This window comes from Nocardia sp. 149-1B, from assembly GCF_057747975.1.
In genome coordinates, this window is the sequence record NZ_CM173233.1 from 3235111 (window position 1) to 3260960 (window position 25850).

Consider the following 25850-nt stretch of genomic DNA (forward strand, 5'->3'; position numbering starts at 1 on the left):
TGCTGTCACGGTCATGCCGTCAGGTGATCCCGCGCGGTGGAGCTCCGACGGCCGCGGGGGCGACCCGGGCCAGGAGGTCGGCCGCGACTCCGACCGCGATGGTCGCGGGCTCCTTGCCCCCGAGCTCGGGTCGCCCGATCGGGCACCGGATGCGCGCGATCGCGGCCGCCGGGTGCCCCTCGAGCTCGAGCCCGTGCTGGAAGCGCCGCCACTTCGCGGAGGACCCGATCAAGCCGATCGAGGCCAGGTGCTCACACCGCAGCGCGGCGTCGCAGAGGGCGAAGTCCTCGGCGTGGTCGTGCGTCATCACCAGCACGTGAGCGCTCCGCGGCAGCTCGCCGAGGACGAGCTCGGGAAGCGGTGCGTGGTGCAGGTGGAGTGAGGCCGGGCCGTCGTCGAGGAACGCCAGTCGCGCGGCGTCGACGCGGTCGGCCCGCGAGTCGACCAGGTGCAGCTCCAGCTCCTGACGCGACAGGATCCGGGCGAGCTCGAGGCCGACGTGGCCGGCACCGAAGACGGCGACGGCCGCCGGCACCGGGAGGTGCTCGAGCAGCAGCGTCACCTCGCCGCCGCAGCACTGGCGGCCGTGGTCGGTGCGGGCGTGCTCGTTGAGCTGCAGTGTGAGGGACTCCGGCGGTCCGGGCGGGACCTCGAGGAGCTCGGCCGCGCGGGCGAGGGCGGTCTCCTCGAGGTTGCCGCCCCCGATCGTCCCCCACGCCTGCACCGGGGAGGTCGAGCCCGCACCGGCCCCGGGGTCTCGCAACGCGACGACCATCTTGGCGCCGGCCTCGCGCGGGGCGTGGCCGCGCACCTGCGTCACGGTGACGAGGACGCCCGCACGGCGCTCGCGGCGCAGCTCCTCGACCACGCTCTGCCACGGCATCTCAATCGCCCCCGGCCAGGGCCGGGACCACGGGCGTGTCGGGCGCCGCGGACCGGGCACGCTCGATCGCCCAGAACACCGCCTCGGGCGTGGCCGGGGACGGCAGCTCGACGCCGGCCCCCTCGGGGCCGAACGCGGCGATGGCGGCCCGGATCGCCTCGCGCACCGAGAACGCCAGCATCAGGGGCGGCTCCCCCACGGCCTTGGCGCCATAGACCGCGCCGTCCTCGTGAGCACCCGGCAGGAGCGACACGTGCATGACCTTGGGCAGCTCGCTGAGGCTGGGCAGCTTGTAGGTGCTCGCGGCCCGGGTCGCCAGCCGGCCCCGGGTCGGGCCGTCCGACTCGTCCCAGCGCAGGTCCTCGAGCGTGAGCCAGCCGGCGCCCTGCGCGAAGCCGCCCTCGATCTGTCCGAGGTCGACCAACGGCGAGAGGCTGTCGCCGACGTCGTGGACGATGTCGACCCGGCGGGTGCGGTGGGCCCCGGTGAACCCGTCGACCTCGACCTCGGCCGCGGCCGCGCCGTACGCGAAGTACTTGAACGGATGGCCCTGCATCCGGGCGGCGTCCCACTCCAGCCCCTCGGTCCGGTAGAAGCCCGCGGCCCACAGCGGCACCCGGTTGAGGTAGCCCTCCATCACGAGGTCCTCCCAGGCCAGCTCCCGGCCGGCCGCGAGCTCGTCGAGGCGGGCCCGGATCTGCTCGCAGGCGTGCTTGACCGCGGCCCCGTTCAGGTCGGCCCCCGAGCTCGCGGCCGTGGCGGAGGTGTTAGGGACCTTGTCGGTGCGGGTCGGGGCCAGCCGCACCCGCGGCAGCGGCACGCGCAGGGTCGTGGCCGCCACCTGCAGCATCTTGGTGTGGAGGCCCTGCCCCATCTCGGTGCCGCCGTGGTTGATCAGCACGGAGCCGTCCTTGTAGACGTGGACCAGTGCCCCGGCCTGGTTGAACGCCTTGAAGTTGAACGCGATCCCGAACTTCACCGGGGTCACCGCGAGCCCGCGCTTGGTGTGGGGGTGGGTGGCATTGAACGCGGCGATCTCCGCCCGCCGCTCCTCGACCCGACCGGTGGCCAGGACCTGGTCCCAGACCTGGCCGGCGCGCTCGGGGTGCCGCACCACCTGGCCGTACGGCGTGCTCTGGCCCTCGGTGTAGAAGTTGCGGCGGCGCAGCTCCAGCGGATCGATGCCGAGCGCGGGCGCGCAGCGGCCGAGGATGTCCTCGATGACGAGCATGCCCTGGGGCCCACCGAACCCGCGGAACGCGGTCGAGGACGCCTTGTGGGTGCGCGCGATCCGTCCGTGCAGGCGCACGTGGGGGACGAAGTACGCGTTGTCGACGTGGCACAGCGCCCGCGCCAGCACCGGCTCGGAGAGGTCGAGGCTCCACCCACCGTCCGCGGTGAGCGTGGCGTCCAGTGCCTGCAGCCGCCCGTCCGCGTCGAACCCGACCCGCCACCGGGTGTGGAACCCGTGCCGCTTGCCGGTCATCGTCAGGTCCTGGGCGCGGGTGAGCCGGACCCGCACCGGCCGGCCGGTGATGACCGCGCCGAGCGCCGCGATCGCGGCGTACCCGTGCGGCTGCATCTCCTTGCCGCCGAACGCCCCGCCCATGCGCAGCGACTGCACGGTCACCTGGTGGTCGCGGAGGCCGAGCACGTGCGCGACGACCTCCTGGGTCTCGGCGGGGTGCTGGGTGCTGCTCTGGACGAAGACCTGTCCGGCCTCGTCGACGTGCGCCAGCGAGCACTGGGTCTCGAGGTAGAAGTGCTCCTGGCCCGCCGTCTCGGTGAGGCCGCTGAACACGTGGGCGGAGGAGGCGAGGCCGAGCTCCACGTCGCCGCGCTCGATCGTGGGCCGCCCGCCCTGGAAGCTCCCGGCGGCGATCGCCTCGGTCACCAGCAGGATCGAGGGCAGGGGCTCGTAGTCGACCTCGACGGCGGCGGCGCCGAGGCGGGCGGCCTCCAGCGTCTCCGCCAGCACCCAGCAGACGGCGTGGCCGAAGTAGCTGACCTCGTGCGGGAACAGCGGCTCGTCCTCGTGCACCCCGGCGTCGTTGACACCGGGGACGTCGTCGGCGGTGAGCACCCGGACGACCCCGGGCACCTGGAGGGCCGCGGCGGTCCGCAACGCGGTCACCCGGGCGTGGGCGTGCGGGGCCTGGACCGGGTGGGCGTGCAGGCAGTCGCGGGTGCGTACGACGAGGTCGTCGGTGAACAGCGCCGCACCCGTGACGTGGAGGGCCGCGCTCTCGTGCGGCACCTCGAGCCCGACGACCGCGTCGGCCGGGCGACCGGACAGCTCGCTCATGCCGGCACCTCCCCGCCTGTGGCGTGGGAGGCCCACAGCCCGAGCAGGGCCTGCTCGAGCATCGCGGCCCGGTAGCGGGCGCTGGCCCGGTGGTCGTCGATCGGCCTGCCCTCCGTGCGCAGGACGCCGGCGGCCACGCGGGCGGTGTCGGCCGACCACGGCCGACCCTCGAGCGCGGCCTCGGCCGCCAGCGCGCGGATCGGCGTCGCCGCGACCCCGCCGAGGCCGATCCGGGCCCGGACGACGACACCGTCGGCGACGTCGAGGGCGAAGGCGACCGCCACGCTGGAGATGTCGTCGTACCGCCGCTTGGCGACCTTGTGGAAGGCGGTGAGCTCCGCGAGCGGCTGCGGGATCCGCACCGCGAGGACGAGCTCGCCCGGCTGCAGCGCGGTGCGGCGGTAGCCGGTGAAGTAGCGGTCCAGCGGCACCTCGCGGTCACCGTCGGCGGAGACGAGGAGCACGCTCGCCTCCAGCGCCAGCAGGGCTGGTGCGAGGTCACCGATCGGGGATGCGGTCGCCAGGTTGCCGCCGATCGTGGCGGCGTTGCGGATCAGCCGCGACGCGAACAGCGGGAACAGCTCGGCAAGCAGCGGCACCCGTCCCGCCAGCGCGGTCTCGATCTCGGAGAGCGGGAGCGCGGCGCCGAGCTCGAAGTCGCCGCCGGTCGCGGTGGGGATCGACAGCTCACGCAGCTCGGGGAGGTGGTCGACCGCGACGACGTACGGCGCACGGACGCCGCGGAGGTTGACCTCGACGCCCCAGTCGGTGCAGCCCGCGACCGGTGTCGCGTCGGGGTGCTCCTGGAGGAGCGCGAGTGTCTCGGCGAGGTCCCGCGGCCGGACGAAGAGGCCGGTCCGGTCGGCGACCCGGGTCGCCGTGGGCGCCGGAGCCGGCCGGTCGAGCCGCTCCGCCAGCGGGTCGTCCGCGGCGGGCACGCCCAGGGCGTAGGCCGCGTCGCGGATCGGGCGGTAGCCGGTGCACCGGCACAGGTTGCCGCTCAGGGCCGCGAGGTCGAACCCGTTGGGCCCGTGCTCGCCGTCGCCCGGTCCGGCATCGGGCGTCCGGTCGCGGCGGTAGAACTCCGCGGCCATGCTGCACACGAAGCCCGGGGTGCAGTAGCCGCACTGCGAGCCGCCCCGGGCGGCCAGCTCGCGCTGGACGGGATGCAGGTCGACGGGGCCGCCGAGGCCCTCGGCCGTGACCACCTCCTGGCCGTCGAGTGCGGCCGCGGGGATCAGGCAGGCGTTGACGGCGGTCCACTGGCTGCGCTCGCCGTCGGGGCGGGCGACCAGCACCGCGCAGGCGCCGCACTCGCCCTCGGCGCAGCCCTCCTTGGCGCCGGTGAGCCCGATGCTGCGCAGCCACTCCAGCGCCGTCGTGTGCGGCGACACCCCGGCGAGGGGCCGCGTCGCGCCGTTGACGGTGATGCTCGAGACGCTGGGTGCCTCCATGCCGGACTCCTCACGCATGCAACGCGACGACGACTTTACGCGGCTGCCTGCCCGCACGGCTCGATCCGGCTGCGCGGGCACTCCCCTGTCAGTCCAGCGGCGACCTCCGCACGAAGCGGCCCCGGCCGGGCGTCGGATCGGTCGGCTCACCGTCGACCGCGACCACCTCTCCCCGGCTCAGGGTGAGGGCCGGCCACCCGGTGACGATGCAGCCCGCGTAGGGGCTGTGGTCGCAGCGCGAGTGCAGGCGTGAGGCATCCAGGCGCCGGGTGGCGCCGGGGTCGAACACCACGAGGTCGGCGTCCAGCCCGGGCCGAACCGCGCCCTTGGCGCCGTCCAGGCCGAACAGCCGCGCCGGCGTACCCGCGGTGGCCGCCACCCACCTCTCGAGCGAGAGGGCGCCGCACAGCACGCCCTGGAAGACCAACGACAGTCGCGTCTCGACGCCGCTGAGGCCGCCCGGGATCTGCCGGAAGTCGGCCCATCCGTCACCCCCGGTGCCCCGCCGCCGGTCGGCCCGCGTGAACGGGCAGTGGTCGGTCGAGACGACCTCCACGTCCCCGGCGCCGAGCGCCGCCCAGAGTGCAGCCCGGTCGCTCGCCCCGCGCAGCGGAGGCGCGCACACGAAGTCCTGCTCCCCCGCCGCGAGGTGAGACGCGTCGAGGTGCAGGTAGTGCGGACAGGTCTCGGCGTGGACGTCGACCCCGGCGGCCCGGGCGTCGAGGACGGCCCGCAGCCCGGCCTCGCTCGAGAGGTGCACGACGTAGAGCCACGCACCCGCCGCGCCGGCCAGGGCTGCGGCCCGCCCGATCGCCTCGGCCTCGACCGAGGGCGGACGGGCCGCGGGCACCGCCTCGGGACCGGTCCGGCCGGCCTCGATCGACGCAGCGACCAGGGCCTCGACGCCCGCACCGTCCTCGGCGTGCACGCAGACGCGCACGCCGGTACGCCGGGACGCGGCGAGCGCCCGGCCGAGCGTGGCGTCGTCGACCATCAGCCGGTCCGGATAGGCGAGGTACAGCTTCACGCTGGTGACCCCGTGGGTAGCGAACTCCGCGAACCGTCCGGCCGCGTCCTCGGGATCCTCCGGGAGCTCGGTGACCGTGAGGTGGAACCCGTAGTCGATCACCGCCCGGTCCCGTGCCCGCTCGTGCCAGGTGGCCAGCGCCTCCTGCCACGGCTCCCGTCCGGCGCCCGCGAAGTCGACCACGCAGGTGGTGCCGCCGCAGGCCGCGGCCAGGGTCCCGGACTCAAAGTCGTCGGCCGAGGTGACCGCCCCGACCGGGAGCGCGAAGTGGGTGTGCACGTCGATGCCGCCGGGGACGACGTACGCCCCACCGGCGTCGACGACCTCGGCGCCCCCGGCTCCTTCGGTCGTCAGCCTCGGCTCGACGGCCGCGATCCGGCCGTCGCGGACCAGCACGTCGGCGCGGCGCGCGCCGCCCGCGTCCACGACGGTCCCGCCGCGGACCAGCAGATCGTTCGGCATCGTGCCCGGCTAGGCGTGCAGCGCCCGCCACACCCGCTCGGGGGTGAGCGGGAGCTCGTTGACGGTGACCCCGGTCGCGTCGAGGATCGCGTTGCGCACGGCGGGCGCCACCCCGTCGATCGCGATCTCGCCGATCGACTTCGCGCCGAACGGGCCGCTCGGCTCCATCGTCTGCACCAGGAAGACCTCCATCGGGGGCGTGTCGTCGGGCCGGAAGATCCAGTACGGACCGAACTGTGCGTTGACCGCCCGGCCGGCCTCGTCGAGGACCAGGTCCTCGGTGAGCGCGTAGCCCAGCGCCTGCACCATCGCGCCCTCGACCTGGCCGCTGGCGGTCGTGGGGTTGATGACGACGCCGGCGTCGACGGCCATGACGAGCTTGGTGACCGTGACCTGACCGGTGTCGAGGTCCACCTCGACCTCGACCGTCTGGGCGGCGAACGGCGGCGGCGACTCGCCGGACACGTGCGACGTGGTCGCCATGATCTGCTCCTGGTCCTCGAGGTGGAGGGCGTGCAGGGCGATGTCCTGCAGCGTCACCGACCGCCCGTCGGGCGCCCAGGCCTGCTTGCTCCGCAGCTCCACCTCGCCGGGGTCGTCGAGCCCCAGCAGCCGGGCGGCCCGCAGCACGATCCGCTCGCGCACGGCGTCCGCCGCCTTCTTCACCGCCATGCCGGAGATGTACGTCGTGCTGTCCGCGTAGGCGCCCACGTCGAACGGCGTCAGGTCGGTGTCCGCGGCGTACACGATGATGTCGTCGGTCTCGACCCCGAGCACCTCGGCGGCGATCTGGGCCAGCACCGTGTCGGCGCCGGTGCCGAGGTCGGTGGCGCCGAACAGCAGGTTGAACGACCCGTCGTCGTTCATCTTGATCGAGGCACCGCCCATGTCGAGGTTGGGGATCGCCGTCGCCTGCATGCACAGGGCGAACCCGATCCCACGCCGGATGTGGGGCCGGTCCTGCGGCTGCTTCCACGTCGGATCGTTGCGCCGTTCCCAGCCGATCGCGCGCACGGCCTGGGCGACACACTCGTCAGTGGCGCAGCTGGTCACCCGCGGCACGTCACCGGCAATCTCGGCCGCACCGCGCTCGCCGAGGGCGGGCAGGATGTCGAGGGGGTCACCCGCGCGCACCCAGTTCTTCCGGCGCAGCTCGACCGGGTCCATGCCGAGGCCGTGCGCGATGTCGTCCATGAGCGACTCCAGGGCGAACAGCGCCTGCGGGGCGCCGTAGCCGCGGAAGGCACCGGCCACCGGCCGGTTCGTGTAGGCGACGTCGGCGTGGTAGCGCTTCGCCGGGCAGTTGTACTGCGAGAGGCCGCGCTGCCCGGAGACCGACTGCACGGTGAAGCCGTGCGTCGCGTAGGGGCCGGTGTTGCCGACCACGTGGTGGTCCAGGGCGAGCAGCCGGCCCTCGTCGTCGACGGCGGCACGGAACGTCACCGTCTGGGCGTGCCGGATCCGCGCGGAGACGAACTCCTCCTCGCGGGTGAGCTCGAGCCGGACCGGCCGGCGGGTGGCCAGCACCAGGTGCCCGACGACGTCCTCGAGCAGCATCTCCTGCTTGCCACCGAACCCGCCGCCGATGCGGGGCTTGATCACCCGGATCTGCTTGACCGGCAGGCCCAGCAGTGGCGCGACCATCCGACGGGCGTGGAACGGCACCTGGGTGGAGCTGCGCAGCACCAGGCGCTCGTCCTCGTCCAGCCAGCCGATGGTGATGGCCGGCTCGATCGGGCAGGTGTGCTGCTGCTGGACGTGGGAGGTCCGCTCGAACACGTGCGGGGCCGCGTCGAACGCCGCCTCCACCTGCTCGTCGGGCACGGTCTGGCCGTTGACCTCGCGCGGGATGTTGCGCGACGCGTCGAGGATCCCCTCGGTGTCGTCCTCGTCGTGGATGACGGGTGCTCCGGGCTTGATCGCCTCGACCTCGTCGAAGACGGCAGGCAGCACGTCGTACGTCACCTCGATCAGGCGGCACGCCTCCTCGGCGATCGCGACGCTCTCGGCGGCCACCGCGGCGACCCGGTCGCCGACGTGGCGGACCTTGTCGTCGAAGCTCACCTGGTCCCAGGGCCGGGGGTTGGGCCAGCTCTGGCCGCCGGAGGCGTACTTCACCCGCGGGGTGTTGAACGTGTGCAGCACGGCGTGCACGCCGGGCAGCGCACGGGCCGCGGAGTCGTCGATGGCGACGATGCGGGCGTGGGCGTGCGGGCTGCGCAGCACCTTGGCGTAGAGCATCCCGCGCAGCTCGATGTCGTCGACGAACGCCGGGTTGCCCTTCACCAGCTTGACTGCGTCGACCTTGGGCGCACCCGTGCCGACGACCTGGGTGGCAGGTACGTCGGACGCCGGGACCAGGCGCGGCCTCGCCAGCGGTGCCTCCGGGACCGGTGCTCCGCCGCCCTCGGTCAGTCGCTCGACCGGCACCGGCGCCATCGGCTCCGGCTTCTCGCCGCGCAGCAGCGCCGCCGCCCGCTGGACGGCGTCGACGACCTTCACGTAGCCGGTCTCGCGGTCGAGGATCCCCGAGAACGCGTCGCGGATCTCCCACTCCGACGGGTCGGGCGTCCGCTCGAGCAGCGCCAGGGTGGCCAGCACCATGGCGCCCGCCGAGTATCCGGACTGCAGGGCGCCGGACTCGACGAACGCGGCCTGGATCGGGTGGAGCTCGCCGGTCGCCACGTTCAGCGACTCGACGGTCGTCACCTGGTGGCCACCGGCCTGGGCGGCGAGCAGCACGTCGGCGGCGACCAGCCGGCCGTCGAGCAGCACGGCGGCCGCCCCGGTCTCGCCCGTCTCGGAGCCGTACCGGACGCTGAAGCAGCCGAGCCGGCGCAGCACGGTCAGCAGCGAGTCGCCGGGCGCGCAGGTGAGGTGCTGCGGCGCACCGTTGAGCGTGATCTGGATGTCCGCCGTGCTCGTCACGAGATCGCCTCCACCACTCGGGTCGTCAGGACGCGGGCCAGGGCCTGGCGGTAGTCGCTCGAGCCCCGGAAGTCCGCGGGCGGATCGAGCTCGTCCCCGGGCTCCACGAGGATCGGGGTCGGGGCCACCCCGGTGAGCGCGATGCGTCGTACGCCCTCGGCCTCCCGGCCGACGGCCGCGACGATCGCCGTGTCGGCCGGGGTGCGGGCGGTGCGGACGGCGGCGGCTCGGCCGTCGGTGCGCACCGACACCGCGGTGATCAGGTGGCCCCCGGCGAACGGCAACCCGGCGAGGACCTCCGCGAGCGCGACCGCCTCGGAGCCGGCGGCGCTCTCGACCTGCACCACGGCCTCGTGGACCAGCAACGCGGCCAGCAGCTCGCTCTCCGCGTCCCCGGTCGCCACGCAGCCACCGAGCGTGCCCTGCGCGCGCAGCGTGCTCGGGCGCTCCCGGCGCGCGGCCTCCCGGACGACGGCGGGCAGCAGGTCGCTGTCGACGACCTGCTGCAGCGTGGTCATCGCACCGACGCACACCCGGTGCTCGCCGTCGGCCCGGATGCGGTCGAGGTGGAGCGCCTGCAGGTCCACCACCTGGACCTGCCGCGCCGTGGTGTCGCCGTTCAGTCGCGTGCCGCCGGCGAGCACGACCGCGCCGGACCAGGCCAGCAGCTCGAGGGCGTCGTCGATCGTCGAGGGGCGCCGGTAGGCGGAAGCCGTCACCATGGTGTCACCGTCCTCACGGGCCTCAGCCCATCGTCAGAGCCATCACGGCCTTCTGGCCGTGCAGGCGGTTCTCGGCCTGGTCGAAGACCGCACTCTGCGGCCCGTCGATCACGGCGTCGGTGACCTCCGTGCCGCGCTCACCCGGCAGGGGGTGCATGTAGATCGCGTCGTCCGCGGCGGTGGCCAGGCGGCGCTCGTCGGCGATCCAGCTCCGGTAGGAGTCGACGAGCCGGGCCTCCTCCGCCTCGTCCGAGGTGGTCATCACCGCACCCCAGCTCTTCGCGTAGACGACGTCCGTGCCGCGGATGCCCTCGTCGAAGTCGTCGAGCACCTCGAACGACGCACGCCCGAGGCGCGCGTTCTCGCGGGCCTGCTCGACGTACGCCGGCATCAGGCCGAACTCCGGCGGGTGCACGAGACGGACGTTCATGCCGAACCGCGGGAGCAGCATGATCAGGCTCTGCGGCACGCTGAGCGGCTTGGAGTAGGTCTTCGCGCAGGCCCAGCTGATCGTCGCGGTCCGGCCGCGCGGGTCCCCGAACCGCTCGATGATCGTCATCAGGTCGGCCAGGGCCTGATGTGGGTGGAAGTGGTCGCACTGCATGTTGAGCACCGGCACCCGGCTCGCGGCCGCGACCTCACGGATGTAGGTGTTGCCCACGCCCCAGTCGACGTTGCGGATCGCGATCCCGTCGTTGTAGCGCCCGAGGATCTCACCGATCTCCTTGGCGGTGTCGCCGTGCGCGATCTGGGTCGAGCGGCTCTCGATGAACTGGGCGTGGCCCCCGAGCTGGGCCATCCCGGCCTCGAAGGAGGCCCGGGTCCGGGTGCTGGCGAAGAAGAACAGCATCGCCAGCACCTTGTCGCGCAGGTACGGGTGCGGCTGGCCGAGCGCCCGGTCCCGTTTGAGCGCGAACGCCACGTCGAGCACTGTCTCGATCTCGTCGCGGGTCCACTCCTGGAAGTCGATGACGTCGCGGCCACGCAGGTGGGTCTGCATCGCGGTGCCTCCCCTGCTACTCGACCGCGCCGAGCACCAGCGCCAGCAGCGCCATCCGCAGCGACACCCCGTTGGCGGCCTCGGCCCAGTAGCGCGCGTGCCGGGTCGCGTCGACGTCGGGCGTCAGCTCGTCCATCCGCGGCAGCGAGTGCAGCACGATCGAGTCCTGCTTGGCCTTCTCGTGCAGCAGGCGCCGGGTGACCTGGTACGCCGGTGGGGTGGTGCCCTTCTCCGCCGTCGGGTCCACGCGCGACTGTGTGTAGTCGGCCTGCACGATCGGCTCCATGTAGATGACGTCGGCCTCGCCGATGCACTCCTCCACGGACTCGACCTCGCGGAAGTTCACGCTGCGCTCGGCGAGCTCGCCCTTGAAGTCGTCGAGCAGTGCGAGCTCGGGCGGGGAGACGACCATCGTCTCCATGTCGAACTGCGAGGAGGCCAGCAGGATCGAGTGCATGGTGCGCATCCGCATGTCACCGACGAGGACCATCTTGATGCCGTCGAGCGTGCCCTTGTCGCGCCAGATCGTGTAGAGGTCGGTCAGCACCTGGGTGGGGTGCTCGCCCCAGCCGTCCCCGCAGTTGATCACCGGCACCGACGCCCACTTCGCGGCCTCGTGCGGCGCGCCCTGGACGTGGGAGCGCATGGCGATCACGTCGCCGTAGAACTCCAGCATCTTCACGGTGTCCTTCATCGACTCCTGGTAGAAGTCGCCGGCGCGCGTCATCTTGGCGTCGGAGAAGCCGAGCACGTGGCCGCCGAGGCGGTGCATCGCGGCCTCGGTCGAGAGCCGGGTGCGGGTGCTGGGCTGGTAGAACGCGGTGAGGAGGGTCTTGTGCTGGAGCAGGTTCCCGTTGCGCCGGTTCTCGGCGTGAGGGCGCAGCTCCTCGGCGACCTGGAAGATCCGGAAGTAGTCGTCGCGCTCGACGTCCTTGAGGGACAGGATGTCGCGGCCCAGGAAGCTCCTCATCGTGCGTTCTCCTTGTCAGACACCGAAGGTGTCGATCATCAGTCGGACATCGTCACCGAGCGGGTAGAGGACGGGGCAGGTCGCGCCCGCCTCGACGTACTCGGCGACCTTGGCGCGGCACTCCTCCGGGCTGCCGGAGGCGGTGATCTGCTGCACCACGTCATCGGGGACCAGCCGCATCGCGCGGCGGATCTCCTCCCGCTCGGCCGGCCAGGTCAGGACCTTGCCGATCTCCTCGATCAGCGCGGGGTCGACGCCACTGGCCTTCATGATGTGCGGCTGCTGGCCGAGGTACTGGGTGAGCAGCTCACGGGCCCGGTCTAGGGCCACGGCGCGGTCGCGGTCGACCGAGCACACGACGAGCTGGGGCCGGTCGAGGTCGTCGACCGACCGGCCGGCCTTGGCGGCACCGGCTGCGAGCGCCACCATCGCCTGCGCGTTGTAGGCCGGGGCGACCATGTAGTTGAGCAGCACGCCGTCGGCGATCTCACCGGCGAGCTCCATCATCTGCATGCCGGTGGCGCCGATGTAGATCGGCACCTGCTTGGGCGAGCGGTCGCCGTGGACGATGTCGATCTCGACGTCGTCGAGGTGCACGAACTCGCCCTGGTAGGTGACCCGCTCCATGGCGAGCAGCCGGCGGGTGGCCTCGACGGTCTCTCGCATCGCCCGCAGCGGCTTGCGACGGTCGACCCCCACCTTGGTGGCCAGGGGCTCCCACCAGGCGCCGAGGCCGAGCATCACCCGGCCGGGGGCCAGCTCGTCGAGGGTCGAGAACGTGGCAGCCAGCAGCCCGACGTTGCGGGTCCAGATCGGCACGATGCCCGAGCCCACCTTGATCCGGCTGGTGACCGCGGCGTACGCCGCCATCGGAACCGTCGCCTCGCGGACCAGCCGGCTCTCGGCCTGCCAGACCGCGTCGAAACCACGGTCCTCGGCGTAGCGGGCGTACTCCATCGCGTCACGCAGCGGGTGCAGGTCCTGGAGGTACAGCGCCACTCTCGCCTGGTGAGTCATCGTCTGCTCCTCATCTGCTCGGCATCGGGGTGAAGTCGTGCGGGGGGATCGCGTCCATGCGGGCCCACAGGCGCTTGGCCTCGGCCGCACCCTCGGCGGCCACCTCGGCCTCGTCGACCCGCGTCGACCGGCGGTCCGCGACGACCAGCTCACCGGCGACGAGCACGTCGCGCACCTGGCCCGCGCCGAGCCCGAAGACCCAGTGGCCGACCAGGTTGTCGGCGGTCACCGGCGTGGGGGTCGGGTAGTCCAGGACCACCAGGTCGGCCGGGGCGCCCGGGCGGATCGTGCCGAGCAGCGGCTCGCCGTGGACGGTGCCGGCGAACCGGGCACCCTCGGCGAGCCGGGCGAGCGGCCAGTCGCCCGGCGTCGCGACGTCGGCCTCGCGCGCCCGGAAGTAGCCGACCTGCGACTCCGCGAACAGGTCGCCGCCGATGCCGTCGGTGCCGAGCGCGACCCCGGCCCCGGCGCTGCGCCCGAGGTGGTTGAACGGCGAGTGCCCCACCGCGTTGTTCATGTTGCTGCGCGGGTTGCACACCACCGTCGCGCCGGCGTCGGCGACCGCGTGCATCTCGGCCGGGGCGACGTGGACGCCGTGGGCGAGCAGCGCCCGGTCGGTGAGGACGCCGGCGCGGTCGAGCCGTTCGACGACGCCGTGGACGGACCGGGCCCTGGCGTCGTCCTGGTCGGCCGCGTCCTCGGCGACGTGGATGTGGATGCCGGCCCCGTCGCTGCGGGCCGCGTCCGCCAGCTGCTCGAGCGTGGCGTCGCAGAGCGTGAACGACGCGTGCGCCCCCATCATGCCGCGGGTCAGCCCACCCGCCCGCGCGAGGAAGCGGCGGTTCTCGGCGATGCCGGCGGCGGCGCGATCGAGCCCGTCGCGGTCGCTGACCTCGTAGCACAGCACGCTGCGCACCCCCAGCTGCGCGAGGGTCTCGGCGATGATGTCCAGCGAGCCGTCGATGGCGTAGGGCGACGCGTGGTGGTCGACGATCGTGGTGGTCCCGGCTCGCAGCGCGTCGAGGCCGCCGCGCAGCGCCGAGGCGCGGATCGCCTGCTCGTCCAGGGCCCGGTCGAGGCGCCACCACACCCGCTGGAGGATCTGGGTGAACGTCACCGGCGGGGCCAGCCGGTAGGGCATCCCCCGGCTCAGGGCCGAGTAGAGGTGGTGGTGGGCGCAGACGTTGCCCGGCACGATCAGCGTCCCGGTGCAGTCGCGCCGTCGTACGCCGGGCGGGGCGGAGCCCACCGCGGCGATCCGGTCGCCGGCCATGACGACGTCGGCCTCGACCACCTCGGGCGGGTCGAGCGCGACCACGACCGTGGCCCCGCAGAGCGCGGAGGAGGCAGTGATGTCTCGAGTCCCGGTCGCCACGATGTGCGCTCCTCTGCTCCGAATTCCCTCAGCGTGCGCCGGGCTGCAGTCGCTCGCTAGGGTCCATGGACCCTCTCGACGACCGATCGACGCCGGTGAACAGCACGCCCACGCGGGCGTCGGGGTCGACGCTCCCGTCGGCGACCAGCTCGAGGAGTCCGGCCAGACCGGAGGACCCCGTCGGGTCGACGCAGTAGCCGGCGGTCTGCCCGAGTGCATGGGCCTGGGCCAGCCGCTCCTCGCTCACCACGAGCGGCCGCCCGCCGGTGGCGAGCATCCCCTGCACGACCGCTCGCCAGTCGTAGGTCTCGTCGTCGAGGATGCCCGTCGCGATGCTCCGCGGCTCGCCCTCCCAGGGCCACATGAACGCCGACCGGTGAGCGGCAGCCGCGTGCAGCGCCTGGTCGATCTCGGCGGCGCCGGCCGACCCGGCGAGACCGGCCCGGACGCGGACGTAGGCCCGTTCCAGGGGGTGCCCGCCCGTGGTCTGCACGGTGTGCACCCGCGGCGACCGGTCCAGCGCGCCGAGCCGGACCGCCTCGTCGAAGGCCTCGATGCAGGCGCTCGCCAGGGCACCGCCACCGACCTGGACGACGACGTGGTCGAGGGCCACGCCCGCGGCCCGGAGGTCGGAGACGATCTCGTACCCCAGCGTCTCGCCACCCTCGATGACCAACCCGTTCTCGTTGCCCTGGCAGGTGAACGGGAGCGCGCCCGCGGCCAGCTCGGCTCGCAGCCGGAGGTAGGCCGGGTCGCCGTCGGTTCCCGCGGTGCGTTCGCAGGTGACGACGTCGGCGCCCAGGTCGCGCAGATCGCCCAGCACCACCGGGTCGGCCTCGACCGGCACGAACACGCGGAGCCGCCGGTCCGCGGCGCGGGCGACCACGGCCGCCGCGAGGGCCGCGTTGCCGCAGCTCGCGATCGCCAGGTCCGGCCGCGCTACCGGGTCGGCGAGCCCGAGGAGCTCGGCGACCTCGAGGTGCAGCAGCACCCCCATCAGGTGCCGCCCCTTGTGAGAGCCCGCGACGTTGCCGGTCTCGTCCTTGACCCACACCCCGCCGGCGGCGCTGAACCCGAGCCGGTCGGACAGCACGTCGTCGCGACCGAACGGCGTGGCCCGGAAGCCCGCACCCGCGACCCGCGCCACCGCGTCGTCCAGCCGGACGGCCAGGCCGGCGACCTCGTCGTCGCTCACGCCCCCGGCGACCGCCCGGTGGTCGCTGTGGAGCAGCCCGCGGTAGTGCACGAACGGCGAGGCCGTCCCCGCCGTACCGTCAGGGAAGCGGACCCGGTCGGTGTCGAGGATCCGGACCAGCACGTGGTCGACGTCGCCGACGCCCGCGTCAGGACAGCGGAACGGGTGCGGATCCTGGGGATCCGGCACTCCCCCGCATCCCCAGCAGACGAGCCTGCTGGCCGGCAGGTTCACGCTCATCACCTCATCCCGGCTCCGACGCTCACCACCCCCGTACGCGCGTTGAAGTCGGTGATCATCTCGTCCCAGACCTCGATGCTGGCGTGCAGACCGGCCCAGAACGCCGGGTCGCGCCGCGCGACGAAGTCCTCGATCGAGGTGCCGCGCTGCTCGACCCACGTGTAGTAGCCGAGGTCGAAGATCCGGTCCCGGTCCCGGCTGGTCGTCTCGAGCAGGTCGCTCGTGTCGGCGCCGAGCATCCACTGCCCGAACACGCCGGCTGCCGCTGCCTCGTCGAAGCCGTCGGCGAAGTCCCTGGCCAGCACGCGGTCACGCTCGCTCTGGTACATCGGCGCGCCGTCGGTGGCGACGGTGACGATCACGTCCTCGGGGCCGAGGTCGAGGTGCTTGGCGACCTTCACCGCGGCGAGGATGTTGCAGATGCTCGAGAGACCGAACGACGGCAGGGCGGCGAGCGCGTCCTCCGGCACGCCGCAGCGCCCGGCGAGGTAGGCCAGGCCGGCCGGGTCGCTGAAGAGCACCCCGAGCTGGTCGGTCGCCCGGTCGGTGATCGCCGTGACGATGTCGGTGTTGTGGACGTGGTGGATGAGCGGGACGTGCTTGTCGCCGATGCCCTGGATGTTGTGCTCGCCGAAGCCGTTGCGGAGCAACGTGGGGCACTCCAGCGCCTCGACCGCGACGATCGCGGCGCCGTACTCGCTCTTGAGGTGGTCGCCGGCGCCGAGCGTCCCGGCCGAGCCGGACGCGGAGACGAACGCGCGCAGCCGCAGCCGCGGATCGGCCTCGTGCAGGTGCTCGAAGACGGCGCCCAGGGCGCGGCCGGTGCACAGCCAGTGCACGAGGTGGTTGCCGAACTCCGCGAACTGGTTGAGGATCACGTTCCCCGGATCGGCGGCGAGCTCGTCGCAGGCCTCGTAGATCTCCCGGACGTTGCTCTCGGTGCCGGGCGTCGTGATGATGTCCTCGGGCGAGACCACCCAGTGGCGGAGCCAGTCGAAGCGCTCCTGGCTCATGCCCTCGGGGAGGACCGCGACACCGCGGCATCCGAGGATCCGGGAGATCGCCACTCCGCCGCGGCAGTAGTTGCCGGTCGAGGGCCACACCGCGCGCTGGCTGGTGGGGTCGAACGTGCCGGTGACGATCCGCGGGGCCAGGCAGCCGTAGGCCGCGAGCACCTTGTGCGCCCGGATCATCGGGAACCGGTCCCCGAGCGCGACCACGATCCGGGCATCGACGCCCGTGAGCTCGCGCGGCAGCACCACGTGTGCGGGCAGGGCCGCGCGCGACGTGCGGTCGGCGTCGTTGTACCAGTGGATGCGGAACAGGTTGCGCGGGTCGGCCTCGTCGGGTCCGACTGCCGCGAGGGACTCGTTCGTCGAGGCCGGGATCCGGGCGGGGTCGGCCAGCTCCGCGAACGTGGGCAGCACGATGCCGGCGTCGCGGAAGTGAGCGACGGCGCGGTCTCGGACGGCCGCGTCGACGAGGTGGGTCTCGACGCCCAGCGATGAGCCACGTGACGACATGGGTGCTCCGTTCCTTCTGGTGGTCCTTCTCAAGCAAGCCGTTGCAGACGGCTGGCGGCGGCGTGGTGGCGGCGCAGGATGTCCTCGAGGCCGGGGTGCACGAGCGCGCCGTCCTCCACGACGGGACGGCCCGCGACGACGGTGTGCCGGGCCGCGACGGGCCCGCAGCGCAGCCACGCCTCGACCGGGTCGGTGAGCGCCCCGGCGAACGCGATGCCGGTCAGCGGCCAGCAGACGAGGTCGCCGACCGCGCCCACGGTGAGCGTGCCGAGCTCACCCGTCCGGCCCAGACAGGCGGCGGATCCCCGGGTGGCGATGTCGAGCGCGTCGCGGGCGGTCATCCCCGTCGGGCCCTTGCGCTGATGGCCCAGGAGCAGCGCCGTGCGAGCTTCGAGCCAGAGCGAGGCGTGGTCGGTGGAGGACGAGCCGTCGCACCCGAGCCCGACCGGCGCGCCCGCGGCGCGCAGCTCCGCGACCGGGGCCATCCCACCGCCGCCGATCATCATGTTCGACGAGGGGCAGTGCGCGACGCCGACGCCGGCCGCGCCGAGCCGGCGTACCTCGTCGTCGTTGGGGTAGATGCAGTGCGCCACCCAGCTGCGGTCGGACATCCACCCGACGTCCTCGAAGTGGTCGATGGTGCGCCGGCCGAACGCCCGGGCCGCGAAGAGTTCCTCGTCGGGGTCCTCGGCGAGGTGGGTGTGCAGGCGCACGTCGAGCCGCTCGGCCAGCTCCGCGGTGCGGCGCATCAGGTCGGAGGAGACCGAGAACGGCGAGCAGGGCGCCAGCGCGATCCGCACCATCGCGCCCCAGGACGGGTCGTGGTGACGGGCCACGAGTCGCTCGCTGTCGGCGAGGATCTCGTCGTCGTCCTGCACGACCGAGTCGGGCGGCAGGCCGCCATCCTTCTCCGACAGGCTCATCGATCCCCGGGTGGGGTGGAACCGCATCCCGAGCTCCGCCGCGGCGGTGATCTCCGCGGAGATCAGGTCACCGCCGTGGCGGGGGTGCACGTAGAGGTGGTCGGTCGTGGTGGTGCACCCGCCGAGCGCGAGCTCGGCCAGACCCACCCAGGCCGAGAGGTACGCCGCCTCCTCGTCGAGACCGGCCCAGAGTGGGTAGAGCGTCGTCAGCCACGTGAACAGCGAGGTGTTGACCGAGGGCCGGTGGGCGCGGGTGAGGTTCTGGTAGATGTGGTGGTGGGTGTTGATCAGCCCCGGCGTCACCAGGCAGCCGTCGGCGCGCAGCACGCGTCCTGCCGCCGGGCGCTCGTCGCCCGGACCGCCGAGGGCCGCGATCAAGCCCCCGTCGAGGGCGACCCAGCCCCCGGCGAGCTCACGTTCATCGGCGTCGAGTGTGACGACAAGCTCGGCCCCGTCGATCAACAGCTCGACGGTCACAGTGCGACGCTAGCCACCCGCGACCGCCCGTGTGACCGGATTGGCGGGCCCGGCACGTGAAACAGGTCTCCCCCGGGGTGCTGGTGGGGGTCCTACTTGCCGTAGCCCTGCGACAGGCCGGCGACGTACTGCTTGGAGAACACCGCGAACAGCAGCACGAGCGGGACCGCCCCGAGCGTCAGCGCGGCCAGCAGCGCGGGGTAGTCCGACTGGAACTGGCCGACGAACTGCTGCACCCCGAGCGTCACGGTCTGGTTGTCCTTGCTCGGCGCGAGGATGAGCGGGAACCACAGGTCGTTCCACACCGGCAGCATCGTGATCGACGCGACGGCCGCGATGCCCACGCGCACGATCGGCAACGTGATGCCGAGGGTGCGCAGCTCGTTGGCACCGTCGATCCGGGCCGCCTCCTTGAGCTCGGCTGGGACCGCTCGGAAGTACGTCACCATGAGCGCGACCGCCAGCGGCAGCTGCATGGCGGTGTAGACGAGGATCAATGCCGGCAGCGTGTCGATCAGCGTCCACGCCTTCATCATCCGCAGCAGCGGCACCGTGCCGAGCCGGATCGGCAGCATGATGCCGACCACGAAGAACCCGGCCACCAGCCCGCCGATACGCACCTTGTACTCGACGATCCCCCAGGCCGCGAGCGTGCCGAGGACCGCCGTGAGGGTGATCGTGCAGACCGTGACGATGATGCTGTTCTGGTAGTTCGTCACGAAGTTGCCGCGGCTGAACACGTTCTTGTAGCCCTGGAGGTTGAACGTGTCTCCGTCGGGCAGCGCGAAGGGCTCGCCGAAGATGCCCTGCGGCGTCTTGAACGAGTTCATCACGATGAACAGGATCGGGAGCACGGCGAGCAGCGAGAACGCCACCAGCACGACGTGCACACCGACGACACCGAGGGCGTCGCCGGTCTGCCGTCGTGGCTTCGCGGGGCGCTCGGTCCGCACCGCCCCCGGCGCGGTGGTACGGGGCTCGATGGTTCGGGAGCTCATGCGGTGTGCCCTCCTCAGAGCTCGTGGGTCTTGAGCCGGCGCTGCAGCACCCAGAAGTACGCGCCGGTCGTGACGAGGATGATCAGGAAGATCACCGAGGCGACGGTGGCGCCGAGGTCGACGTCGGCGACCTGCCCGCTGGACCCGAAGAACGTCCGGTAGAACAGCGTGCCGAGGATGTCGGTGGAGTAGTTCGGCCCGGGCGCCGACCCGTTCAGCGCGTAGACGATGTCGAACCCGTTGAACGTCCAGATGTAGGTCAGGATGACGATCAGCCCGAACTGCGGGGCGATCAGGGGGAACTTCACCCGCCAGAACGTCGACCAGGCGTTCGCCCCGTCGATGCGGGCAGCCTCGATCACCGAGTCCGGGATCGCCAGCAGGGCGGTGTAGAGGAAGACCATCGGGATGCCGACGTACTCCCACACCGACATCAGCGAGATCGTGGGGAGCGCGGTCTTCTCGGTCCCGAGCAGCGGGTAGTCGACGAAGCCCCACAGCGGGTTGATGATCAGCCGCCACAGGAACCCGACGATCACGACCGAGAGCGTCGTGGGGATGAACAGCAAGGTCCGGTAGACGCCGGCGCTGCGGCGCAGCCGTCCCGACGTGAGCATCGCCGCGAGGAGCAGGCCGATCGGGAGCTCCACCACGAGGTGGATGAGGAAGAACTCCACGCTGTTGGCCAGCGCGTTCCAGAACCGTTCGCTGATCGCCGGGTTGGTGAACAGCTCGCGGTAGTTGTCCAGGCCGGCGAACCGCGACCCGCCGTCGCTGGAGTCCACGAAGCTCAGTGCCACCGAGCTGACGAGCGGGAAGACCGCGAACGCCACGTAGACCGCGAGTGCGGGCAGCACGAACAGGCCGAACAGGCGATACCTCCTCGCCCTTCCCTGCACAGCAGCCTCCTTGTCGAGAATGGTGGCGGCGCGCCTTCCGGCGCGCCGCCCCGGGGGTGGTCGGGTCAGCCGGCGGGGGTGTACCAGCTGTCGAGACCCTTCTGCAGCTCAGCCGTCGCGTCCGCGGGCGAGAGCCCGGAGTTGTACATCAGCTGGGTCACGCGCCAGATCTCGTCGTCGAGAGGTGGCTGGCCCGCGCTCAGGCGGTCCAGCGCCAGGCGGGAGGTGAGCTTGGCGCCCTCCTTGAGCCCGGCGAACTCCTGGGCGAGCGGGTCGTCATAGGTCACCGGCTCGGTCGCCATCGAGAAGAACCCGGGCAGTGCGTTGACGTACATCTGCTGGAACTCCGGGGTGCCGAGCCACTCGAGGAAGGTCCTGGCCGCATCGGCGTTCTTGCTCTCGGCGTTCAGGCCGAAGGCCATGTCGGCCATCTCCTGCTGGTAGCGCTGGTCGCCGGCGTTGGCGGGCGGGGCACCGAAGACGCCGACGTCGAGCCCGGTCGAGGTGACCTGGGAGATCTGCCAGGAGCCGTCCGGCAGGATCGCTGCCTTGCCGAGGTTGAAGAGCTGGGTCATGTCCTCGTACGAGATCGACTCGTAGCCGTCGGGCAGGAAGTCCTTGAGCTGGTCGAAGGCCTCGAACCCGGCCACGAAGTCGGGGTCCGTCAGCTTCGCGCTGCCGTCGATGAGGCCCAGCCGGCCGTCCTCGCCGTGCCAGTAGTTCGGACCGATCTGGTAGAGCACGTTGTAGGCGAGCTGCCATCCGTCGGCGGTGCCGAGGGAGAGCGGCGTGTACTTGCCGTCGTCCTTGATCGCGCTCAGGACGTCCAGGAGCTCGGCCTGCGTGGTCGGGACCTGGAGCCCGAGCTCGTCGAAGATCGCCTTGTTGTAGTAGAACCCCGCGAGCACGGACGCCACCGGGACGCAGTACGGCTTCCCATCGTCGCCGGTCCACGCTGCCACCGCGGTGTCGTCGAAGGCGTCGAAGGCCAACAGGTCACTGATGTCGGAGAAGTAGCCCTTCTCGATCCAGGACCGGTTGACGTCGAAGGGACGGCACATGATCACGTCGGGACCGGTGCCGCCCTCGACCTGCGACTGGATCGCGGCGTTGTAGTCGTTGGTGTCGATGGGCGCGTACTCGACCTTGATGTCGGGGTGCGCCTTCGTGAACGCCGGGATGATCGTGGACTCCCACATCGCCGCGTCCTCGGTGCGCCACGTGCCGATGGTCAGCTTCGTGCTCCCACCGCCGTCGCCCGAGCTCTCATCGCTGCCGCCGCAGCCAGCCAGCACCAGCGCCGTGGCCATCGACCAGGCCACCGCGGCTGCGAGTCGTCGTGTCCTCATCCCAGGTCCTCTCCCTGAGGGCGAAGGGCGCCCGACCGGGTAGCCCGTGACCGACCATAGCGATGTCTCTTCAATGTAGCAAGAGATCTTGTAGTGGACTTTAATGATCTTGACTTGTATGGTCCTGAACACCAACGACGCGAAGGTCTGGTCATGATTGGTATTGGAATCCTGGGGTCCGGCTTCATCGCCGACTCGTACGCCGACTCGTTGCTCGACGTCCGCGAGGCCGTTCTCTCCGCCGCCTACTCCCGCACCGCGGAGCGGGTCGCCTCCTTCGGCGCCCGGTGGTCCGTGCCGGCGACGTACACGGACATGGCGGCGCTGTGCGAGGACCCTGACGTCGACCTCGTCGTGGTGGCCCTGCCCAACGAGCTGCACCTCGAGGCCGTGCGGACGGTCGCGGCCGCGGGCAAGGGCGTGATCTGCACCAAGCCCCTCGCCCGGACCGGCGCCGAGGCCGCCGCGATCCTCGAGGTGGTCGTCGCCGCCGGTGTCTGGCACGGCTACGCCGAGAGCTCGGTGTTCTCCCCCAACGTCGCCAAGGCCCACGAGATGGCCGAGGCCGGCGGCATCGGGGAGCTACTGACCATGCGCGCCCGCGAGGCGCACTCGGGTCCGCACGCCCCGCACTTCTGGGACGCGGACACCGCCGGGGGTGGCGCGCTGCTCGACATGGGGTGCCACACCGTGGAGTCCGCGCGGCACTTCTTCGGCAAGGACAACGCCGTCACCGAGGCCTTCGCCTGGGGATCGACGATGGTCCACATCGACAAGACGACGGCCGAGGACACTGCCGTCGCGCTGTTGAAGTTCGAGCGCGGTCAGCTCGCGATCATCGAGTCCGCGTGGACCGAGAAGGGCGGCATGCAGCTGCGCCACGAGCTCACCGGCACCGGCGGCCGGCTGGTGATGGACAGCTCGGTCACCCCGGTCTGGGGCTTCATCACCCATCCCGTCGGCTACCTGGTCGAGAAGGCCGACGCCGACACCGGATGGGTCTACCCGGTGCCCGAGGAGACCCGCGCGTACGGCTTCTCCGCGCAGATGCGCCACTTCGTCGAGATGTTCTCGACCGGCCGACCGCCACGCGAGACGTTCGAGGACGGTCTCGCGGTCAACCGGGTGCTGGACGCCTGCTACCGCTCCATGCGCAGCGGCCGCTGGGAGCCGGTCGCCACCGCGACCACGACGGAGGCCTAGGACATGGACTACATCAGCTGGGCCCGGGCCCGCTCCACCCAGTCCGACGTCCTGGACGCCACGGTGCCCCGCTTGCGGGCGTGCGTCGAGGACCCGCGCCAGTCGCTCGCCGGCGAGGGGCCCGTGCTGCTGGGCATCGGGGCGAGCCTCGCCGCGGCCGGCGCACCGGTCTGGCACCTGCGCGGCCGCGGGATCGACGCGGTGCGGCTCGGAGCCGGCGACGTACCGCTGCCGCTCCCCCCCGGTCGGCGCCGGGTCATCGCGATCTCCCAGAGCGGACGGAGCACCGAGACGCTGGCCGCGCTCGGTGCCGTCCCCGGCGAGCTGCGCAGTGCGGTGGTCAACATCACGCCGTCGCCGGTCGCCGACCTGGTCGACCTGCCCGTGGGTCTGGGCAACCTCGAGGACAGCTACGCCTCCACGGTCGGGTTCACCGCGACCCTGGTGGCGCTGGGCATGATCGCCGAGGCCTGGGACGGCGGCGCTGTGAGCCCGGAGTGGGCCGGCATCGGCGGCCTCGCCGCCGCGGTCGAGCACGCGGCCGCCGCGGAGCTGCGTCGGGCGGCGGGCTTCTTCCGAGACGCGCCGAGCGCGGACTTCGTGGGCCAGGCACCCTCCGCGGGGCTGGCCGAGGCCGGCGCGCTGCTGTTCCGAGAGGTGGCGCGGGTGCCCAGCAGCGCGATGAGCACGCGTCAGTACCTCCACGGGGCGATGGAGTCCGCCGGTGCCGGCGTTCACGTCCTCCTCGGCGAGGAGCGCGAGGAGGAGATGTCGCGCACGCTGACCGGTGCTGGGCACCGGGTGGTGCTGGTGACCGCGCACGACGTGGAGCCCACCGACCTGCGCGCCGTGCTGCTAGTCCCCGAACTGCCGGTGCTGCGCCGCGCCGTGGTGGAGGCTGTGCTCATGCAGGCGCTGGTGCAGCACGTCGCCGACGAGCGCGATGTCGACATCGAGGAGTTCGTCTTCCACAACGACGACACCAAGGTCGCCTCGTCCGGAGCCGGCGCGTGACGGAGGTCGTCGTCGGCGTCGACGTCGGCGGGACCAAGACCGCTGTCCTGGTCGAGCCCCGCCAGCAGCTTCCACGTCCCGAGGTCCCCCGGCTCCACCACACGAGCTCCTCCGGCTGGGACGCCGAGCCGGCCGGCACGGCAGCCGGCTGGCTCGACCGTGTCATCCGCGAGTCGCTCGCTCCCGGCGAGGTCGTCGCGTCGCTGGCGCTCGGGGCCCAGGGGTTGGACTCCGAGCCGACCGTGGCAGCGCTCACCGAGACCCTGAGGTCGAGGGGCTACCCCCTCGTGCGGTGCGTCAACGACGCGGCGCTCCTCGTCCCGGCTGCGGGCCTCCACACGGGGATCGGGCTGATCGCCGGCACCGGGGCCATCGGCGTGGGCGCCGACGCCACCGGACGGTTCCTGGCGACCGGTGGTTGGGGGTGGGTCATCGGGGACGAGGCCGGTGCCGCCGGCATCGTGCGGGAGGCAACGCGTACGGCGCTCCTCGCGCACGACGACGGTCTGCCCGACGACGGCCTGCTCGGCGCACTGCTGGCGTCGTTCGGGGTCGCGGACGCCGAACGACTGGCCCGCGCCGTCAACGACGAGCCGACGATGGCGAGCTGGGGGCCGCACGCACCCGCCGTCTTCGCGGCGGCCGAAGGCGGCTCCCCCCTCGCCCACCGGGTGATCGATGCGGCGGCCGCGCACCTGGCCCGGCTGGTGTCGCAGCTGCGACGCCGGGGTGCGGTCGGGGCCGACGTGGTCGTCGCCGGCGGGGTCGCCACGGGGCAGCCGCTGCTGATGTCGGCCCTGCGGGCGCTGCTGGCCGAGGCGCACCCCGACGTCACGGTCCACCTGCTGACCGAGCCACCGGTGACCGGGGCCCTGGCGCTCGCCCGCGCAGCGCTCGGCTGAACCGTCGCGCGGGCCGTCCGCCGATCAGTGCGTGCGATAGAACACCGTTCGCAGGCGGTAGCGCTCGCCGACGTACTTGATCGCGGAGATCGCGACCGGCTTGCCGTCCGCGCGGTAGGTCACCTGCCGCATGACGAGCAGCGGCGTGCCGGGATCGACGCCGAGCAGGTCGGCCTCGGCCGCATCCGCCGGAGTCGCCTCGACGGTGCTGTCGGCGCGCTCCGGGGAGTAGCCGGACTCGGTGAGCAGGTCGAAGATCGACGCGGTGCCGAAGTCGACGTCGTCCAGGGACGGCAGGGCCGCGAGCGGCACCGTCGAGGAGTCGAGCGCGATCGCGACGTCGTCGAGCCGGCGGATCCGCTCGAGCCGGAGGACCGGGGCGCCGGGAGCGATGCTCAGCACCTCGGCCTCGTCGACGCTGGCCGACCCGCGGCCCTCCGACAACACAGCGGCGCTGGCGTGCAGGCCCATCCGTGCGGCGGTCTCGGTGAACGACTCGAGCGTGTTCGGGAACTCCCGGGTCGGCTCGCCGGAGGCGACGTACCACCCACGACCGTGCGAGGAGCTGAGCACTCCTTCGGTGACCAGGTGCTGCAGGGCCTTGCGCAGCGTCACCCGGCTGATCCCCCACCGCTCCGTGAGCTCACGCTCCGGCGCGAGCCGGGTGCCGGGTGCCAGGTCGCCCGACTGCACCTCGGCCTTGATGTGGTTGACCGTCTGTTGCCACAGAGGGTCCGGGTTGTCGGAGGTGATCGCGCTCGCCGAGGCCTGCATCGCCGTTTCGCCCTTCTCTGGTGACAACACCACTAGATAACTGTTGTAGACCAGAGTAGTCCAAAAGAGGTCGTTCCGCTGCCCTCGACCTACGCGTCGAGAGCGTGCGTCATGCGAGCCCGTCGAAGGGGCGGACCTCGACCTTGCCTCGGCACGCCAGGTACGGCCGGTGGCCGAGATCGCGGAGAGAGCCCGGGGGTGGCAGGGCTA

20 protein-coding genes are annotated in these 25850 nt (G+C 72.4%); 3 read left to right on the forward strand and 17 right to left on the reverse strand.

The window, feature by feature from the left end; translation table 11 throughout:
* Window positions 1-19 precede the first annotated feature (19 nt).
* The 16 genes from xdhC to AC3ANS_RS15565 form a co-directional block, all read right to left on the reverse strand.
* Window positions 20-883 (reverse strand): xanthine dehydrogenase accessory protein XdhC, encoded by an 864-nt coding sequence (xdhC, locus tag AC3ANS_RS15490; protein ID WP_488292475.1) that lies wholly within the window; start codon window positions 881-883, stop codon window positions 20-22.
* A gap of 1 nt (window position 884) precedes the next feature.
* Window positions 885-3188: a xanthine dehydrogenase molybdopterin binding subunit gene (gene xdhB, locus AC3ANS_RS15495; protein WP_488292476.1), complete on the reverse strand. Its 2304-nt coding sequence runs from the start codon at window positions 3186-3188 to the stop codon at window positions 885-887.
* Entirely contained in the window at window positions 3185-4642 is a 1458-nt protein-coding gene (locus AC3ANS_RS15500; RefSeq protein ID WP_488292477.1) for a xanthine dehydrogenase small subunit, read from the reverse strand. The genes xdhB and AC3ANS_RS15500 overlap by 4 nt, the downstream gene beginning before the upstream one ends.
* An 88-nt stretch (window positions 4643-4730) precedes the next feature.
* A complete protein-coding gene (gene hydA, locus AC3ANS_RS15505; RefSeq protein ID WP_488292478.1) occupies window positions 4731-6131 on the reverse strand; it encodes a dihydropyrimidinase in 1401 nt (466 codons plus the stop codon).
* 9 nt (window positions 6132-6140) lie between these two features.
* A complete protein-coding gene (locus AC3ANS_RS15510; RefSeq protein ID WP_488292479.1) occupies window positions 6141-9059 on the reverse strand; it encodes a molybdopterin-dependent oxidoreductase in 2919 nt (972 codons plus the stop codon).
* Complete coding sequence (locus tag AC3ANS_RS15515) at window positions 9056-9781, reverse strand: FAD binding domain-containing protein (protein WP_488292480.1); 726 nt, start codon at window positions 9779-9781, stop codon at window positions 9056-9058. Before AC3ANS_RS15515 ends, AC3ANS_RS15510 begins: the two co-directional genes overlap by 4 nt.
* A gap of 22 nt (window positions 9782-9803) precedes the next feature.
* On the reverse strand, window positions 9804-10781 hold the full coding sequence (locus AC3ANS_RS15520) for an ornithine carbamoyltransferase (RefSeq protein ID WP_488292481.1): 978 nt from the start codon (window positions 10779-10781) through the stop codon (window positions 9804-9806).
* 16 nt (window positions 10782-10797) lie between these two features.
* Window positions 10798-11751, reverse strand: coding sequence for an aspartate carbamoyltransferase (pyrB, locus tag AC3ANS_RS15525; protein WP_488292482.1), 954 nt, complete (start codon window positions 11749-11751; stop codon window positions 10798-10800).
* 15 nt (window positions 11752-11766) lie between these two features.
* Window positions 11767-12768 carry an LLM class flavin-dependent oxidoreductase gene (locus AC3ANS_RS15530; RefSeq protein WP_488292483.1) on the reverse strand — a complete coding sequence of 334 codons (1002 nt, stop codon included), beginning with the start codon at window positions 12766-12768 and terminating at the stop codon, window positions 11767-11769.
* Window positions 12769-12778: 10 nt separating this feature from the next.
* Window positions 12779-14143: an amidohydrolase family protein gene (locus AC3ANS_RS15535; protein WP_488292484.1), complete on the reverse strand. Its 1365-nt coding sequence runs from the start codon at window positions 14141-14143 to the stop codon at window positions 12779-12781.
* A 28-nt stretch (window positions 14144-14171) separates the two neighbouring features.
* Window positions 14172-15578 carry a pyridoxal-phosphate dependent enzyme gene (locus tag AC3ANS_RS15540; protein ID WP_488292485.1) on the reverse strand — a complete coding sequence of 469 codons (1407 nt, stop codon included), beginning with the start codon at window positions 15576-15578 and terminating at the stop codon, window positions 14172-14174.
* A complete protein-coding gene (locus AC3ANS_RS15545) occupies window positions 15578-17101 on the reverse strand; it encodes a pyridoxal-phosphate dependent enzyme (protein ID WP_488292486.1) in 1524 nt (507 codons plus the stop codon). The genes AC3ANS_RS15540 and AC3ANS_RS15545 overlap by 1 nt, the downstream gene beginning before the upstream one ends.
* 29 nt (window positions 17102-17130) lie before the next feature.
* On the reverse strand, window positions 17131-18501 hold the full coding sequence (locus AC3ANS_RS15550; RefSeq protein WP_488292487.1) for an 8-oxoguanine deaminase: 1371 nt from the start codon (window positions 18499-18501) through the stop codon (window positions 17131-17133).
* Between the two features lie 92 nt (window positions 18502-18593).
* On the reverse strand, window positions 18594-19499 hold the full coding sequence (locus tag AC3ANS_RS15555; protein WP_488292488.1) for a carbohydrate ABC transporter permease: 906 nt from the start codon (window positions 19497-19499) through the stop codon (window positions 18594-18596).
* A 14-nt stretch (window positions 19500-19513) separates the two neighbouring features.
* Window positions 19514-20398: a carbohydrate ABC transporter permease gene (locus tag AC3ANS_RS15560; protein WP_488292489.1), complete on the reverse strand. Its 885-nt coding sequence runs from the start codon at window positions 20396-20398 to the stop codon at window positions 19514-19516.
* Window positions 20399-20463: 65 nt separating this feature from the next.
* Window positions 20464-21747 (reverse strand): ABC transporter substrate-binding protein, encoded by a 1284-nt coding sequence (locus AC3ANS_RS15565; RefSeq protein ID WP_488292490.1) that lies wholly within the window; start codon window positions 21745-21747, stop codon window positions 20464-20466.
* Window positions 21748-21900: 153 nt separating this feature from the next.
* On the opposite strand from AC3ANS_RS15565, the gene AC3ANS_RS15570 reads away from it, so the two are divergent.
* Genes AC3ANS_RS15570 through AC3ANS_RS15580 form a run of 3 tightly spaced genes read left to right on the forward strand, consistent with a single transcriptional unit; the run spans window position 21901 to window position 24866 of the window.
* A complete protein-coding gene (locus AC3ANS_RS15570; protein ID WP_488292491.1) occupies window positions 21901-22950 on the forward strand; it encodes a Gfo/Idh/MocA family protein in 1050 nt (349 codons plus the stop codon).
* A gap of 3 nt (window positions 22951-22953) precedes the next feature.
* Window positions 22954-23964, forward strand: a complete 1011-nt coding sequence (locus AC3ANS_RS15575; protein ID WP_488292492.1) for an SIS domain-containing protein — start codon at window positions 22954-22956, stop codon at window positions 23962-23964.
* Complete coding sequence (locus AC3ANS_RS15580; protein ID WP_488292493.1) at window positions 23961-24866, forward strand: N-acetylglucosamine kinase; 906 nt, start codon at window positions 23961-23963, stop codon at window positions 24864-24866. The genes AC3ANS_RS15575 and AC3ANS_RS15580 overlap by 4 nt, the downstream gene beginning before the upstream one ends.
* A 24-nt stretch (window positions 24867-24890) precedes the next feature.
* Here the strand turns inward: AC3ANS_RS15580 and AC3ANS_RS15585 are convergent, their stop codons facing one another.
* Window positions 24891-25640, reverse strand: a complete 750-nt coding sequence (locus AC3ANS_RS15585) for a GntR family transcriptional regulator (RefSeq protein WP_488292494.1) — start codon at window positions 25638-25640, stop codon at window positions 24891-24893.
* Window positions 25641-25850 lie beyond the last annotated feature (210 nt).